General features: G+C 54.1%; 13 protein-coding genes. 1 reads left to right on the top strand and 12 read right to left on the bottom strand.

Annotation, left to right across the window (positions count from 1 at the left end):
• Positions 1–114: 114 nt before the first annotated feature.
• The 10 genes from MHI43_RS06740 to MHI43_RS06695 form a co-directional block, all read right to left on the bottom strand.
• A complete protein-coding gene (locus tag MHI43_RS06740; RefSeq protein WP_015733861.1) occupies positions 115–951 on the bottom strand; it encodes a MetQ/NlpA family ABC transporter substrate-binding protein in 837 nt (278 codons plus the stop codon).
• Between the two features lie 56 nt (positions 952–1,007).
• Positions 1,008–1,706, bottom strand: a complete 699-nt coding sequence (locus MHI43_RS06735; RefSeq protein WP_015733860.1) for a methionine ABC transporter permease — start codon at positions 1,704–1,706, stop codon at positions 1,008–1,010.
• Entirely contained in the window at positions 1,699–2,460 is a 762-nt protein-coding gene (locus MHI43_RS06730) for a methionine ABC transporter ATP-binding protein (protein WP_051425335.1), read from the bottom strand. Before MHI43_RS06730 ends, MHI43_RS06735 begins: the two co-directional genes overlap by 8 nt.
• A gap of 145 nt (positions 2,461–2,605) precedes the next feature.
• The gene (locus MHI43_RS06725; RefSeq protein WP_036662448.1) at positions 2,606–4,576 is read right to left on the bottom strand and encodes a tetratricopeptide repeat protein; all 1,971 of its coding nucleotides are present in this window, start codon (positions 4,574–4,576) and stop codon (positions 2,606–2,608) included.
• Positions 4,577–4,788: 212 nt separating this feature from the next.
• Positions 4,789–5,286, bottom strand: a complete 498-nt coding sequence (locus MHI43_RS06720) for a DUF3995 domain-containing protein (RefSeq protein WP_015733857.1) — start codon at positions 5,284–5,286, stop codon at positions 4,789–4,791.
• Between the two features lie 172 nt (positions 5,287–5,458).
• The gene (locus MHI43_RS06715; protein WP_036662445.1) at positions 5,459–6,133 is read right to left on the bottom strand and encodes a response regulator transcription factor; all 675 of its coding nucleotides are present in this window, start codon (positions 6,131–6,133) and stop codon (positions 5,459–5,461) included.
• A gap of 93 nt (positions 6,134–6,226) precedes the next feature.
• Entirely contained in the window at positions 6,227–7,213 is a 987-nt protein-coding gene (locus tag MHI43_RS06710) for an ATP-binding cassette domain-containing protein (RefSeq protein WP_015733855.1), read from the bottom strand.
• 15 nt (positions 7,214–7,228) lie between these two features.
• Complete coding sequence (locus MHI43_RS06705; RefSeq protein ID WP_009591717.1) at positions 7,229–8,029, bottom strand: ABC-2 family transporter protein; 801 nt, start codon at positions 8,027–8,029, stop codon at positions 7,229–7,231.
• Positions 8,026–8,802: an ABC-2 family transporter protein gene (locus MHI43_RS06700; RefSeq protein ID WP_036662442.1), complete on the bottom strand. Its 777-nt coding sequence runs from the start codon at positions 8,800–8,802 to the stop codon at positions 8,026–8,028. The genes MHI43_RS06705 and MHI43_RS06700 overlap by 4 nt, the downstream gene beginning before the upstream one ends.
• A 342-nt stretch (positions 8,803–9,144) precedes the next feature.
• Positions 9,145–10,056: a LysR family transcriptional regulator gene (locus MHI43_RS06695; protein WP_036662439.1), complete on the bottom strand. Its 912-nt coding sequence runs from the start codon at positions 10,054–10,056 to the stop codon at positions 9,145–9,147.
• Positions 10,057–10,175: 119 nt separating this feature from the next.
• Between MHI43_RS06695 and MHI43_RS06690 the strand changes: the two genes are divergently transcribed.
• Positions 10,176–11,570, top strand: a complete 1,395-nt coding sequence (locus MHI43_RS06690; protein WP_036662437.1) for an MFS transporter — start codon at positions 10,176–10,178, stop codon at positions 11,568–11,570.
• A 307-nt stretch (positions 11,571–11,877) separates the two neighbouring features.
• Here MHI43_RS06690 and MHI43_RS06685 read toward each other — a convergent pair whose 3' ends face one another.
• Together MHI43_RS06685 and MHI43_RS06680 are read right to left on the bottom strand one after the other, a co-directional pair.
• On the bottom strand, positions 11,878–13,740 hold the full coding sequence (locus tag MHI43_RS06685) for an ABC transporter ATP-binding protein (protein ID WP_036662434.1): 1,863 nt from the start codon (positions 13,738–13,740) through the stop codon (positions 11,878–11,880).
• Positions 13,721–15,463 carry an ABC transporter ATP-binding protein gene (locus MHI43_RS06680; protein WP_036662432.1) on the bottom strand — a complete coding sequence of 581 codons (1,743 nt, stop codon included), beginning with the start codon at positions 15,461–15,463 and terminating at the stop codon, positions 13,721–13,723. The genes MHI43_RS06685 and MHI43_RS06680 overlap by 20 nt, the downstream gene beginning before the upstream one ends.
• Between the last annotated feature and the right edge of the window lie 123 nt (positions 15,464–15,586).

Below are 15,586 nucleotides of genomic sequence, written 5' to 3'. Positions count from 1 at the left end.
AGGTGCACCTCTCAAATCCATCAAGAGTATACCATATTTGCCTGCGCTCAAAAAAATAACCGCTCCCCGAAAACCAGGGGAGCGGTCAGGCTATGGCCAAAATGAAACGTTGATTTATTCAAAAGCCGGGAGCGCGATCTCGGAATAGTTCTCCTCGAAGAATTTCTTCACTTCGGGGCTGGTCATCGCCTGGGCGAGCTTTTGAATCGGCTCGGAATCCACGTTATCCTTGCGGGCCACCAGCGTAATAGTGAAATCGGAGTCGTTGCCCTCGGTTACCAGTGCATCCTTCTTAGGCGTCAGTCCCAGAGGTTTGGCATAGGCCGGCGTCATGGCCACCATATCGACGTCGTCGAGGGTGCGGGCCAGCATCAGCAGATCCACCTCGGTGAACTTGTATTGATGCGGGTTCTCGACGATGTCGGCCTGCGTCGCTTGGATGCCGACGCCTTCCTTCAGCTCGATCAGACCGTTCTTCTCAAACATCACCAGGGATCGGCCAATGTTGGAAGGATCGTTAGGAATCGCTATCGTTGCGCCGTCCGGAAGCTCTTCGATGGTTTTGTATTTTTTGGAGTACGCGCCGAAAACGGCATTATAGATCGGCGTGACCGGAACCAGTTCCGACCCGTTGTTCGCATTGTACTCTTCCATGTACGGTACATGCTGGAAGAAATTCGCATCCACCTCATTATGGGCAAGTGCATTGTTCGGCTGCACATTATCGGACAGAATTCGGATGTCCAGATTGATGCCTTCTTCCTTCAGCATCGGCTTCACGAGCTCTAGCACTTCCGTCATCGGCGGAATGAGCGTTGCGACCTTCAGCGTCACTTCTTCTTTCCCTTCGGGCGCCGCGCTCTCCGGGGCTTCGTCCTTGGCTGGCTGCTGTCCGCAGCCCGCAAGCGCAAGCATGAGGGTCAGCAGAAGCAGCGATAATTTCTTATTCATTTTAGGTTACCTCCAGGTAAAAAATAGAATCTGTGCAAGCATGTTCAAAACCGCAATTATACTTTTCTTTTGTCCAGCAGCCTGGAAGCCAGGTTCCCGCCGAACTGGATCGATTGTACCAGAATGATCATGATGATGATCGTAAACGTCATGATCTCTTCCTCGAATCGCTGGTACCCGTAGCGGATCGCGAAATCCCCGACGCCGCCCCCGCCCACGATCCCCATGACCGTGGAGTACGAAATAAAACTGATCGTGGAGGTTGTCAGTCCGAGCGCAAGACCCGACCTGGCCTCCACATACAGGAACTTGAATATCATCTGGATCGTGGAGGCCCCCATGGAAGAGGCGGCCTCCATCACTTCCTTCGGCACCTCCAGCAGGGATTGCTCAACCAATCTGGAGTAGTAGGCAACTGCTACGACGGATAGCGGCACGGCAGCGGCCACCGTGCCGAGCGATGTACCGACAATCCACCTTGTGACCGGAATCATGGCAACGACAAGCAGCAGAAACGGAAATGACCGTATAACGTTGACCAGCGCATTCAGAATGGAGAACAATAGCCGGTTCTCATACTGCTGTCCTTTTCGGCACAGAAATAGCAGTGTTCCGACCGGAAGACCCAGTATTATAGCGGCAGCAATCGAAATGCCCACCATAATGAACGTCTCGCCAATCGCCCGCCATATTTCATGCTGATACTGGAGGACATAGGCCAAATAATCGTTCACGTATTGAATGATGTCATTCATAGAAGCCCAGTCCCCCCGTTTCTTCAGCACCGTTAGTTGGAGTTCCGGTACCTCGAGGCACCTCTCCATCCTGTTGGCGATTACGGTACGTTCGGGTCAAGCGGCCGTCCTCCATCACGGACACATGGTCGCAAATGCCGTTCACCACGTCCATTTCGTGCGAGACGATGACGATCGTAACCCCCAGCGTCCGGTTAATATGTCTTAACACATCCAGAATATCCGCCGTCGTCCGCGGATCCAGGGAAGACGTCGGCTCATCGCACAGCAAGACGGTCGGCGAATTGGCCAAAGCTCTGGCAATCGCTACCCGCTGCTTCTGGCCGCCGCTAAGCTGAGCAGGATATGACTTCGCTTTATCCTCCAGCCCGACAAAGCGCAGGACCTCCTGAACGCGCTCCGCACGGGCAGCCTTCGGTACCTTTGCCAGCTCAAGCGGCAGGGACACGTTGCCCCATACCGTCCGGTTGCTGACCAGTTGGAACAGCTGAAAGATCATGCCGATGGACCTTCTTGCCTCCCGAAGCTCCCTGCCGCCAAGGGCAGTCAGCTCCCGTCCATTCACCGAGACTTTGCCGGCGTCCGGTCTCTCCAGTACGTTCATGATGCGCAGCAGCGTCGATTTACCGGCTCCGCTGGCGCCGATGATGCCGTGTATGCTGCCCTCTTCAATATCGAGAGAGACGGCATCGATTGCCAGGTAACGGTCCGCGCCGTTGCCATAGCTTTTACTGACCTCTTGCAGCGAGATCATCCTAAAATCCCCCTCCTTGCCACATGAAGAAAGCCCGCGTGGCGATACCGCCTGCGAGCACATGATGCTGCAACAACAATTGAATCATACCATAATTTTAGACAAAATGTGACACCCCTTGCCCACTGCCAGAAAGTGCATGCTCTCAAGATAAATAAAGCTGATGTCCATACATGCCCGTTAAGCGTTCAACCGCCTTATCCAGCAAACCTTCCTCAAAACCCTCCAGGCCTTCGATGGCTTGAATTTTCTCCGCAGCCGGCATCTCCTTCTGAAGATGCAAACTCCAGTTCACGATCGCCTGCACCGCATCTTCATGCTCAAACTGGCCGTAATAGATATGCGCTTTGTACAGATAGCTCTCGGGATGCTCGGGCACCACCTTCAGCACCTCGTCAAAGGCAGCCAATGCCGCATCTTCGTCCTGATCCTTGTAATAAATCTGCCCCAGCCTGAAATATGCCCCGGGATGACCCGGCGAAAGCTCCAGCACTTGCAGCGTATCCTCCTTCGCGCGCGCGTAGTCTCCCATCGAATAATAAATTCCGCTTCGCAGGCTATACAGGCTTCCCTGCCCCGGGTTCAAGCTGAGCCCCTGAGCGCAGTCCGCCAATCCCCGCTCGAGCTGGCCGGTCTCCACGAAGCAAACGGCGCGGAATTCATAGAATCGCGGATTGGACGGATGCGCTTGAATCGCCTGGGAATACGCGTCGATGGCAAGGTCCCACATGCCCATCTCCTTGTAAATATGACCGCTGGCCGCCAGGTACGTCGGGTGCTCGGAGAAGGCTTCCTCCTGCTTAACCGCTTCCTGCAGCTCCAGCAGCGCTTCCTCGTTGCGTCCTTGAAGATAGAGCACGTAGCTGAGCTTGTTGCGGATCTCGGTCCCGTCCTGGAGCGCGGCCGCTTCCTTCAAAGCCTGCTCCGCAGACGGCAGATCGTTCATCTCCATATAAATATCGGCACGCTGCACATAATTGGGCGCGTCATCATGCTCAAGCTTAAGCAGCTTGTCATTGATCGCCAGCGCCTCCTCCTGGCGACCCAGCCGGTAGTAGCAGTCGGCCATCCAGTAGCAAGCCAGCGGGGAATCCGGCTGTCTCGCATACAGCTTCGAAATCAGCTCGAAGGCTTCCTCTTCCCGGGCATCCTCGCGGTAGATACGGGCCAAATCGAAATAAGCGCGGTAATCGTCCGGTTCCGCCTCGATCGCCCACTCCAAATCGGCTTTGGCCGCAGCTTTGCTGCCGGACCGGTTCAAGACCTCCGCCCTCTTTAAGTAAAGTTCGTACGAATCCGGATACCGTTCAATGGCCTCCGACAGATAGTGCTCGGCCTGCCCCAAATCCCCCAGCTGCACGTACAGATCCGCCATGGGCTTCCGGAAGGAATACGCCTCGCGCGCTTGCCGCTGAAACGTCTGGAATGCGCCATAGCTGTAGTTGGTGCTTCCCGCGAACAGCGCATATCCGCCATCCGCTTCCGCTTCATACCGGTCAGCCAGCTGGATTCCCTCCTGCAGGACGCCCACGGCTTCCTGCACATGATCCATCAGATCCAGCGACACCGACAGCATGTAGTAATACATCGGAATGGCGCGCTCCGGCTTCTGGATGCTTAAACGAAAATAGCGCGCCGCTTCCGCCGGGTTCCGGCTCTCGTAATAGGCCATGCCCAGTTCATAGTAGGTCGAAATTACCGTGCTGTCGTCCTCTCGCTTGATGCTTTCCTTTAGATCCCGGATCGCCTCGTCGTACTGGTTCAAATCCTTGTGCGCAATGCCCCGGGTATACCAATTCATATAATTGTCCGCATTCAATCGAATCGCTTCATCCAAATCCTCGATGGCCTCGCGCTCCCGGTTCAGCTCCCGCAAAATATGGGCGCGCCGCTCGTACGCGCGATGGCTGCCGCTCGTTTCGATCACGCGTCCCAGATAAGCCACGGCCTCATCCGAATAGCCGCTGTTGTGCAGCAGTTCCGCATAGTGCAACTTGTCATTAAAACTTGTAATGGCGCTTTCGCCTTTTCTCATATATTTAAGGGCTTGCTCAAAATCCCGCTTCTTCCTGTAATGGTTCCCGATACGGAACCAGATCCGCTTCATCAACTTCATGGTGGCTCATCCTTTGTATGTAGATGTTATTCTTGGGCTCCTATGATTAGAGCCGGGGCAGCTTTCGCCTTATCTCTATATTATACTTCCTCTATGTCCATTTGCACCCAAATTAAAGAGGAACCTCCTGCAGGCTCCTCTTTCGGTGTGTATCCTATTATATTGTATAAAGATACCAAAAATGTGCAATCCAAAATATTACTTCCGATTATTTAGTGAAATTGATCTTCCATTTTCCGCCAACGGGTTTTTCCGGCATGGTATGCAGCAATGCCTAGCGAAATTCCCCAGACCAGAAAGAGCGCATACCAGAAGTATCCCCACGCCGCCATGGGGCTTGCATCTTGAGCAGCGTGCATCGGGGCCGACTGAACGCGTCCAACCGCTAACAGATACTGCAGGGCGAAATAGATAAATCCCCATAATGACAACAACACCGAACCGGCTGTTGCCGGAACAACTAACATCCATTTCGGCAGTCGTCTCCCCCAAGGCCTGGTGAAAGCTAGCGCGAATACGGCAGCCAACATAGCGATGGTTCCCATTCCCCAGTAGCCGATCGCATGTGACCAAAAATCATCCGGCGTCTCCTGGAAATCCCCGGGGAATGCAAACCCAAAGCCAAGCCCCCACCAATAATGGGGGAGGGCATACAGCACAGCAGCAATGCAGGCAACAACCCCCGCTTTTTTCATTCTTGATTCATTCATTTCATCACCTCAAGCTCATCATACCTATCTAAAGAGAGCATTAAGTTGACTCGAAGTTTAAGTTTCGTTTAAGTTTCCGCCCAAACCATAGCCAAAGGCGCCGCTGGGAGTGGACTTCACTTCCCATTGCAAGTTCATTTCCTTTGTCTGTTCATAAGCGAGCGCCCCACATTCATGAGCACACCCGGTATCCGACCCCCCGGATCGTTTCTATAATTTGAGGAGAGCTTGAATCGATCTCGATCTTCTCCCGTAAATGGCGAATATGCACCATAAGCGATTTATCGCCATGAATATACGGTTCTCTCCATACGGCCTCGTAGATTTGCTTTTGGGTCAATATTTGATTCAAATGATCGATTAAATACATGAAAATGTGAAATTGCTTCCCCGTAAGAACGATTTCATCCATCGTTTCCGTATTTAATATACGGTTCGTTCTCCGGTCAATATGTAAATGCTTCACCTGGAGGTTATCCGAAGCCATTGAACCAGAACGTCTTAACAGCACCTGAATGCGCGCAGCCAGTTCGTCGGGATGAAACGGCTTGGTCATGTAATCGTCGGCAAAGGATAGCCCTTGCAGTTTATCCTCCATTGACGTTCTGGCAGTCAGCATTAAGATCGGTACATCCGGACGGCGCTGCTTGAACCGCTGTCCAATCGTATAGCCATCCAATCCTGGGATCATGATGTCCAGTATGACCAGGCTGCACGTTTCAAAATATTCCATAGCATCATGGCCTGAAGTCCTCCAGATCACTTTATAGCCAAGTTCGATTAAAAAATCTTTGGACCAAGCGCCGATCTCCTTATCGTCTTCTATGTATAGAATAGTAAATCTCATCGTCTATGTTTGACTCCTTATGAGGGATATACTGGTAGTTTAGCATATTGGAGTGAAACGAGGGCTCCTATTTGAAGCCCTCTCCTGATTTTGTCAGTATACCTTATGAATCACGTCTTCAAAATCGGGATCTTCCATATCGATATCGTCCAGCTCGCCCCAGCGGCCCAGCTCTTTAAAAATATCAAGCGTGTTCATCTCGCGGCGGTTCACCTCAATCGTGACGGTGTTATCCAGAGAACCTGTCACGCGGATCGGGACGGAAAGATTGCCTTCCCCCTGAAACTGCTCAGGGATAACAAAAGGTCCGCGGAAGGTCACGGTGATGACCGTAGGCAGCCCGATCGTCTCGCGCAGGGACTTCACCGTTCCATCATAGGAAAGCTCGCCGTTGTTAATGACCATTACGCGATTGCAGAGCTGTTCGATATCATCCATGTCATGCGTCGTGAGCAGGATGGTCTTGCCGAATTGCTCGTTGACCAGCTTGAGAAAATGGCGGATGTTCCGCTTGGCGTTCACGTCCAGGCCGATCGTCGGCTCATCCAGGAACAGCACGTCCGGATCATGCAGCATCGCGGCCGCGAGGTCGGCGCGCATGCGCTGCCCGAGCGACAGCTTGCGCACAGGCGTTTCCCAGAACGCCCGTAAATCCAGAAGTTCTGCAAACTGTCCGAGTCTGCGCTCCTTATCCTTCTGATCCACGCTGTACATTTTCGCCAAAATATCGTAGGAATCCTTCACCGGCAAGTCCCACCACAGCTGGCTGCGCTGACCGAATACGACGCCCAGATTGTTCACGACGCTGCGCCGTTCCTTGTGCGGATTCAAACCTCCGATCGATACGCTGCCCGAGGTCGGGTGGAGAATGCCGGTCAGCATTTTGATCGTTGTGGATTTGCCGGCGCCGTTCGGACCGATGTAACCGACGAATTCCCCCGGCTCTACTTGAAAGCTGATCCCCTTCACGGCTTCCTTCGTCCGGTATTCTCTCGTAAACAGGGTTCGCAGACCGGAGAAGCGCCCCTCCTTCACGACCGGCGTTTTGAACTCCTTGCGTATGTTGCTCACTTCAATCATGGACGCATTCCTCCTTTAGCTCCCTGTACTTTGATATTTCGTCAAACCAAACTGCCAGAATTTCAGACTTAAGATGAGACATAACAGGGCCGCTCCAGCCAACGCAGGCAGCACCCAGGCTCCGAGCTCGCCCCGAAGTATGTATAGCGACGGGACATAATTGACCAAACCGACCGGGACCACGATCAGCAGGATCGACGACATCCATTTGGGATACAACGTGAGCGGATACTGGGCCGCCGTCCGGGCCGCATCCTCCGTCAGGTTCTGAAGCTCGGTGATCCGGGTCGTCCAAAAACCGAAGGTTGCGGTCGCCAGGCCGATCGAGAACAGGATGACGGCACCCGTAACGATAATGTACAGCGATTGCGGCACCGCGCTCCATCCCACCTGACCTGCTGCCATCATGCCATGCAGCGACCACCAGAGCAGAAATCCGCCCTGCAGCACTTCGCCCAGCATGATCCGGAATTTCTGCGGCATGAGCGCCAGCAGCACCGGCATGGGACGGGTCAGCAGCTGGTCAAGCTCCCCGTTGACCAGATATCTCTCAAGATGATGCACTTCATCCGCAAGCGTCCGGTAGAGCGTCTTCGACAGCGTCATGACGGCAAACAAATACCCGATTTCATGCATGGACCAGCCCTGAATGGCTCCGAACTTGTAGAGGACGATGGCGACCATGAGAAACTCGGAAATTTGGATCAATGCGGCAAGAAACGAAGCCAGGATGAAATTGAATTTGTACTGCATGCGGCTTTTGATGCTCGTTCGGATCAGCAGCGCATACAGGGATAGCCAGGATCTCGCGGTCATCCTCCCTGCACCTCCACTTTCCGCCTTAGGAAGCCGGTAGCCAGCAGGCTTGCCAGCGTCAGCAGCACGCACCATGACAACGTGCCCCACAGATGGGAAACGTCATCGAAGCCCAGATAGATCCGGGTCGGCACATAGAGCAGATACGGATACGGCGACCACCAGGCAATCGCTTGAAGCCAGCCCGGCAGCCATTCGATGGGAATGAAGAAACCGGCTAGGAGATTGATCATCGCGTGGTTGCCCCAATACAACCAAGACGATTCCGTTGTCCATAATGCCGATGCGCCGATGAGATAGTTGATGCAAATCGATAAGTAGGCGGCGCCTGCGAGCGCAATGGCAACGTAGAGGAAGGTGACTGCTTTTCCGGGCAGCTGCAGTGAGAAGGCAAAATAATACACCAGGTAAATCGGGATGGATTTGTAAACGAATTGGTAGGCGATTTGACCCCATTCCTTGGCCATCAAATGACTGAACAAATGAACGGGACGCATCAAATCCAGGGAAATATGGCCGGTTCGCACGGCTTGGGGAATGCCGAGGCCATTCGTGACGAAACTGGAAACCCAGAGCGCGGCTTGCGTAAAGGCGATGTAACCGACCATTCCCTGCGTTCCGTAATCTCCGAGCGCGTAATCGGCGCCGAGACCGAGCCAGATACAGGCATACATGAAGCCGAACATCGCACTGGCGACATTGTGCACCATGTGGGCGCCGCGGTACTGCAAATTGCGGGCATAGGCTTTGGAAGCCAATGTGAAATAAAGCATGAAGCACCTCCGATAAGCATTTTAGATGGCGGACCCATCCACTTCAGACAAGGCGAAAATGAGAGAAGGACAATAGCATACCAGAACGTTCCATTTCAGGCAAGGATTTTTTCGCAAGGAACAGCGGGTGAATATCGGGCCGAAAAAAAAGAAGCCTTCTTCTCCCTAAGCCGGTTGAGAACAAACGTCATGGGTGTGCGAAGACCTCCTCATTGTCATGAAGAGTAACCAACGGGCGTGGCCATCTACTTCTCCCTGTTCTTTGGTCTATAAAACGGTATGAAGGGGATTCTCGCCTTATGTAGAAGGGAGGCGGCCGGGACAGAAAAAAGACGTGATTTGTCAGATCACGTCTTTATGCTTCATCGGCTCCTGAAACTCGCGGAAATAGTCTACCAGGAATGACTGGAACTCCGTTGCGGCCTTGGACAAGTAACGCCGCTCCAGCCAGGCTATGGTAAAGGTGCGGTAGCAGGAAGGCTTCTCAATGCGCACCATCGCGTACGGGGGCATGTCGTCCCCTTTGCATCCGGGTACAAATGCGGCTCCAAGCCCGGCCGATACGAGGCTGGACAATGCTGCCGGCTCATCGACTTCACATACGACTTCCCGGCTGATCCCGGCCAATCGGCAAAACTCTTCGTTCATTTTACGAAACGGATGGCCTGCCTTGTACTCGATGAAGGCCTCCCCCGCCACCTCCTGAAGGGAAATGCGGGACCGTCCCGCCAATCGATGGCCGTGAGGCACCGCCAGGAACACCTCCGCATGGAGGACCGGAATCTCCCGAATGTGGTCTTCGTCCAGGGCCGCCGCGGTAAAGCACAGATCGACTTCTCCGTTTTCCAGCATCTGCACCATCTCCATCGTGGAGTCGGGCGGAATCTGAATGATGCGAAAATTCACGTCAGGATATCGCGCGCGGAAAGCGCCCAGGGCTTTGGACAGCCGGGGCAATGCCGTCGTTGCTATGCGGATGCTCCCCCGCTCCATGCCTGCCAAATCGGACACTTCCCTCCTGCCTTCCTCTAGGACCGATAACGCCGTATCGACGCTTTTCAGAAAAGCCTTCCCGAATGAATTGAGCTTGATTTGCCGGCTCTGCCGATCAAACAGAGGCACGCCCAAATCTTCCTCCAAGCGGGCAATCGTCTTGCTGAGCGCAGGCTGGGCAATGCGAAGTTCCTTCGCGGCCTTGGTCATGTGCTCCATTCGGGCCACCGTCTGAAAATAATGCAGCTGAAGCAGTTCCATGAGATTCTTCCTCCTTTATTGATACCCTTGAGTATATGAATGCATGTCATAATATATATTTTTATTTATTAACTATCGATTGTAGAATAAATCGTAACCAAAGGAAAGGGGGAAATCACATGAACGAGCATCAACAACCGCAACAGCCGTCGGCTGAAAAATTAATACGCATTCTGGCGTTTACGATGATTCTCTCGTCGATGAGCGCAACCATGTTTAATATCGTGCTTCCTGAAATCAGCCAGGAATTCCAGCTTTCCTTCGCCCAGGTCAGCTGGGTATCGTCGATTTACATGCTCATCTATGCCATAGGCTCCGTCCTGTACGGAAAATTGGCCGACACCTATAAACTCAAAAATCTGGTCACCTTCGGATTGCTTCTCTTCTTTGTCGGTTCCATCACAGGCTTGGCCGCACAGGCCTACTGGATGGTGCTGCTGGGACGAATCCTTCAGGCAGCGGGGGCAGCCGTCATTCCGGCAATCGCCATGATCATTCCTGTCCGTTACTTCCCTGCGGAAAACCGGGGCCGCGCACTCGGCATAACGGCGACCGGGCTCGCCATCGGCAACGCGATCGGGCCGGTGGTTTCCGCTTTGGTCGTTAGCACGTTCCATTGGAGATGGCTCTTTTTCATTCCGCTGCTCATCCTGGTCACCCTCCCTCTTTATCGCAAATATCTGGGCAATGAACAGGGCCAGGGCGCACGGATCGATTGGCTCGGCGGCGGCCTTCTGGCCGGAACGGTCGCGCTGCTGCTCCTGGCGGTGACCCAAGGCGGCTGGATATTCGGTTTAGGCAGCCTGATCCTGTTCCTTGCGTTCCTTCTCCGCATTCGTTCGGCTAAAGCGCCTTTTGTCCAGCCCCGTTTATTCCGCAACCAAAGCTACACGGTCGGACTTGTCCTCGGCATGTTCATCATGAGCGTCGGCTATGCGCTGCCTTTTCTTACTCCGCAGCTGCTCTCGGATCTGAACGGTCTGGCACCGGGATGGATCGGATTTGTCATGGTACCCGGAGCCGTCGTCACGGCCATGCTGGGCGGAAGAGGCGGCAAGCTTGCGGATACCAAGGGAACCCGCTATTTATTCTATGCGGCTTCCATCCTGCTGCTGCTGTGCTTTGCCCTGTTGTCCACCTTTGCTGGCGTATCGCCGCTCCTGATTGCACTGTTCCTGATCTTCGGCAATGTCGGTATCATGTTTATGCAAATCTCGCTCTCCAAGACGATTTCCTTATCGCTGCCCAAAGAGCAAACCGGCGTCGGCATGGGACTGTTCTCCCTGCTTAACTTCCTGTCCGGCGCGATTGCCACCGGGGTTTACGGCAAAGCCGTCGACCTTGGCGCCGGCACCCGCTGGAACCCGCTGAACATGGTACAGGGAGCTTCGACCTACAGCAACATCTATATCGTCTTGGTGGCGTTGCAAGCAGGAATCCTTCTGCTGTTTATGCTGCAATTTGGCAGAACGGCACAGCATAAGCTGCAGGTTCAAACCACCGGATCCAAATAAGGAACGGCAACCAATGCGGGGTCGTTTGATGAAAACATGCCTGCCCATCCGGCAATGAACCGGGGCTCGCATTCAGGCTGCGCAGATCTGAATCCGCGCATGCCGACACAAAAAGCCACCGGAGCAACGCTTGGCTGTAAGCCGCTCCGGTGGTTTTGATGATGTCCTGATGCCTCTAATTTGTTAAATGCGATGACGATGCTATGGATACTATGGTACCTGCCTATACCTGGTAACCCTTATACGTCCAAACGCGGCTGCGGGCAGAGAAGGACATGCGCTTCTTCCTCTTGGTGCCACTCTAAGATTACATGGCGGCGCGCTTCAGCTGTCCATGATATAAGTCGCTGTAGAACCCTCCCTGCTTCAGCAGCTCATCATGGGAGCCCTGCTCCAGCAGGCGTCCGTCTTTCAGCACCAGGATGCGGTCGGCGGAACGGATGGTATTCAGACGATGGGCTATCACGAAGCTCGTCCTGCCCTTCATCAATCGCTGCAGCCCTTCCTGGATTTTGATCTCCGTTACGGTATCGATGCTGCTTGTCGCTTCATCCAGCACCAGCATGGAGGGGTTGGCCAGAATCGCCCTTGCGATCGCAAGCAGCTGCTTCTGCCCTTGGCTGATGCCGCTGCCGTCAGGCTTGAGCATTTTGTCGTAACCGTCCTTCATACGCACGATGAACGAGTGGGCGTTAGCCAATTTTGCGGCTTCCTCCACTTCTTCATCGGTCGCATCCAGCCGGCCGAAACGGATATTCTCACGGATGGTGCCCTGAAACAGGAACGAGTCCTGAAGCACGAAAGCCATCTGCGAACGCAGGCTTTCCCTGCGGATCGAAGAAATGTCCCGGCCGTCCAGGGTAATGCTTCCGCTGTTCGGATCGTAAAACCTGGAGAGAAGCTGGATCAAGGTGGTTTTTCCCGCACCGGTCGGACCGACCAGCGCAATCATCTCGCCGGGTTTCGCTTCAAAGCTGATGCCTTCCAAGGTGTCCCCGTCTTTATCGTAAGAGAACGAGACGTTGTCAAACTTGACCGCCCCCTCTACGCTCTTCAGCGTGACGGCAGCTCCTTCATCCTTCGCTTCAACCTCTTCGTCCAGCACTTCGAATACGCGTTCCGCACCCGCAATGGCGGACAGCAGCGTATTCCATTGGTTCGCCAGATCGTTCAGCGGTCTCGTAAACTGCCGTGCATAACTTTCGAATATAATGATGACGCCGATCGTAATATGCCCCTGAATCGCCAGAATGCCTCCAATGCCCGCCACGATCGCAAAGCTCAAATTGTTGAGCCCGTTCATCAGCTTCGGAATGAAGCCCGATATGCTCTGCGCCCAGAAGCCCGATAGACGAATTCGTTGATTGCGATCATCGAATTCGCGGACCACCCGTTCCTCCTGGGAAAAAGCCTTGATGATTCGCTGCCCGGACAGCGTTTCTTCAATGTAACCGTTCAGATCCCCCAGATTGCGCTGACGCTCTTTAAACAGCGGTCCGGTCCGGCGGGTAATCCAGCGCATCCCCATCATCATCAGGGGCACGACCAGGAACGTCAGCAGCGTAAGCAGCGGGCTAAGCCATAACATGACGGTTAACGTGCCGATTAAAGTCAGCACGCTCGAGAAGATTTGAATGGCCGAGCTGTTGAGCGTCGAGCTCACGTTCTCGATGTCATTCGTCAGACGGCTCATGATTTCGCCCTGCTGGCGCTTGCCGTAGAACGGAATCGGCAGCCGGTGCAGGTGCGTGAACAGATCCATTCGCATACGGTACACGGTTTCTTGAGCGATACCGATCATCCAGACATTGTGCAGCCAGGTGGTTAAAGCCTGAAGGACATATACGACGGCCAGGCCAACCAGAAAGTACAGCCAGGCGGAATCGATGGAGCTGTCGGGATTTCTTACATCATCCAGAAATTTGTCCACCCCGACGCCGAGCAGATAGGGACCCAGCAGCGCCAAGCCCGAGCTGAACATCACCATCAGCAGCACGAGCGCCAGTTTCCCTTTGCGCCGGGCAAGATAAGTCCATATCCTGGAGAGGGTGCCCGACCAGTTTTTCGCCTTGGCTTTCGGCTTGCCGCCACGGCTGCCGCCATCCTTGTTCTTGTCAAGATCCAGCTTCGGTTTTGGGTGACGAAACGGTTCAGTGAATGCCTTGAGCATGATGCTGCGCCTCCTCTCCATACTGGGATTCATAGATGCGTCGATACAGAGCGGAGCTTTTCATCAAAGCGTCATGATTCCCTTTTCCGATCAAACGCCCGTCATCCAGCAGCAAAATCAAATCCGCCGAAGTGGTCGAGCTGATCTTCTGCGTAATCAAAAACGTCGTGCAGGATAAATCCTTGAGGGCATCCAGCAGGGCGCCTTCCGTTCGGACGTCAAGAGCGCTGGTGCTGTCGTCCAGAATGAGGATGGCGGGCTTTCGCACGAGCGCCCGCGCAATCGACAGGCGCTGCTTCTGTCCGCCGGACAAATTGACCCCGCGCTGGCCCAGCATCGTGTCATACCCGTTAGGCAGATGCTCAATGGTCTCATGAATCTGAGCGCGGCTAGCCGCCTCCTGAATTTCTTCCATCGTTGCATCCTCGCGTCCCCAAGCAATATTCTCCCGCACCGTCCCGGAGAAGAGCAGCACTTCCTGCGGCACATAGCCGATGCTGCTGCGCAGGTTCACCTCATCGATCGACGCGGCGTCCACGCCGTCTACGAGCACGGTCCCCTTCTCTTCCTCGTAAAGCCGCGGAATCAGCTGGACCAGCGAGGATTTGCCGGAACCCGTGGCTCCCATGATGGCGATGCGTTCACCAGGCTTCGCTTCAAAGGATATATCCGTCAGGACGTCGATGTCGCTGCCCGGATAACTGAAGCTCACTTGCTCGAATTTGACGCCCCCCTGAATATCCACTTTTCCGGCTTGGTCCTTGTTTGCGCCTGCCGCCGTATCCTCCGTGCCCAGCACCTCCTGCGCACGCTGGGCGGAAGCCCGTCCGCGGGAAAAGGCAACGACGACCCAAGACAGGGCTGACATGGCGCCGATGCAGCGCAGGGAATAGTTGACGACGGCGACCACCTCGCCGACGCTGGCACTGCCGGACGCAATATCTTTGCGGCCGAACCACAGGACCGCCATGATCCCGGCGTTCATGACGAGGAGAATAAACGGCATCGTTGTCTCCGTTAATCGCAAGGTCGAGACGGTGGTGCTCATCAGCTTGCCGGAAGTACGAGCAAAGCGCTCAATCTCATGACCCATGCGCACGAATACGCGGATCAAGCGAATCCCGGTCAGATTCTCCTGGATGACGCCGTTCACCGCATCCAGCCGCTGCTGGACGCTGCGGAACGCATCGGCAGCCCGCTTCATGATCCAAGCGATGAAAATAAACAATACGGGCACGGTCAGCACAAGCAGCAAGCCCAGCTTCACATTCACTACCAGTGCCATGATAATGCTGCCGAGCACCACCAGCGGGACGCGCGTCATGAACCGCAGGCCCATGAACACCGTGTCCTGAATTTGGGTGACGTCACCCGTAAGCCTGGTAATCAACGATGAGGTGGCGAACCGGTTAAATATCGAATAAGAGAACGACTGCACCTTGTCATACAATTGATCGCGAAGATCATAACCGAGCCCCTGACTCGTATGCGCAGCAAAAAAAGAGCTGGATATCCCGGCGATGAAGGCTATAATAGCGCTTCCAGTCAAAACGGCTCCCCACATCCATACGACGGACATGTCCTGCTTCTGTATGCCGTCGTCGATGATTTTGGAGATAAGCAGCGGCTGAATCAGCTCGACGGTGAGCTCGATCAGCATCATGGCAAGTGCCGCAATCGCTGCAACGCGGTACTTTTTCAAGATCGAGAAGACAATTCCCATATGCATTCCTCCGAATGTCGAAGACCCTTATCCTATTTCTTACATCATTTACCCACAGGTCTTCATGTAGTAGCAATATTAGTTCGTACATTGGCTGGATATGTCTATTATAATATATTTTCT

Source organism: Paenibacillus sp. FSL H8-0457 (genome assembly GCF_038051935.1).
In the GTDB taxonomy this organism is placed as follows: domain Bacteria; phylum Bacillota; class Bacilli; order Paenibacillales; family Paenibacillaceae; genus Paenibacillus_AQ; species Paenibacillus_AQ lautus_A.
The sequence above is the reverse complement of the archived record's forward strand: the minus strand, read 5'-3'. Positions and strand labels throughout refer to the sequence as shown.

Bases quoted from the DNA above. Each gene is read 5' to 3' on its own strand.
- MHI43_RS06695 (WP_036662439.1), bottom strand. From the start codon at position 10,056: ATGGAACTGCTTCAGCTGCATTATTTTCAGACGGTGGCCCGAATGGAG.
- MHI43_RS06680 (WP_036662432.1), bottom strand. From the start codon at position 15,463: ATGGGAATTGTCTTCTCGATCTTGAAAAAGTACCGCGTTGCAGCGATT.
- MHI43_RS06715 (WP_036662445.1), bottom strand. From the start codon at position 6,133: ATGAGATTTACTATTCTATACATAGAAGACGATAAGGAGATCGGCGCT.
- MHI43_RS06725 (WP_036662448.1), bottom strand. From the start codon at position 4,576: ATGAAGTTGATGAAGCGGATCTGGTTCCGTATCGGGAACCATTACAGG.
- MHI43_RS06710 (WP_015733855.1), bottom strand. From the start codon at position 7,213: ATGATTGAAGTGAGCAACATACGCAAGGAGTTCAAAACGCCGGTCGTG.
- MHI43_RS06700 (WP_036662442.1), bottom strand. From the start codon at position 8,802: ATGCTTTATTTCACATTGGCTTCCAAAGCCTATGCCCGCAATTTGCAG.
- MHI43_RS06735 (WP_015733860.1), bottom strand. From the start codon at position 1,706: ATGAATGACATCATTCAATACGTGAACGATTATTTGGCCTATGTCCTC.
- MHI43_RS06730 (WP_051425335.1), bottom strand. From the start codon at position 2,460: ATGATCTCGCTGCAAGAGGTCAGTAAAAGCTATGGCAACGGCGCGGAC.
- MHI43_RS06685 (WP_036662434.1), bottom strand. From the start codon at position 13,740: ATGCTCAAGGCATTCACTGAACCGTTTCGTCACCCAAAACCGAAGCTG.
- MHI43_RS06720 (WP_015733857.1), bottom strand. From the start codon at position 5,286: ATGAATGAATCAAGAATGAAAAAAGCGGGGGTTGTTGCCTGCATTGCT.
- MHI43_RS06705 (WP_009591717.1), bottom strand. From the start codon at position 8,029: ATGACCGCGAGATCCTGGCTATCCCTGTATGCGCTGCTGATCCGAACG.
- MHI43_RS06690 (WP_036662437.1), top strand. From the start codon at position 10,176: ATGAACGAGCATCAACAACCGCAACAGCCGTCGGCTGAAAAATTAATA.
- MHI43_RS06740 (WP_015733861.1), bottom strand. From the start codon at position 951: ATGAATAAGAAATTATCGCTGCTTCTGCTGACCCTCATGCTTGCGCTT.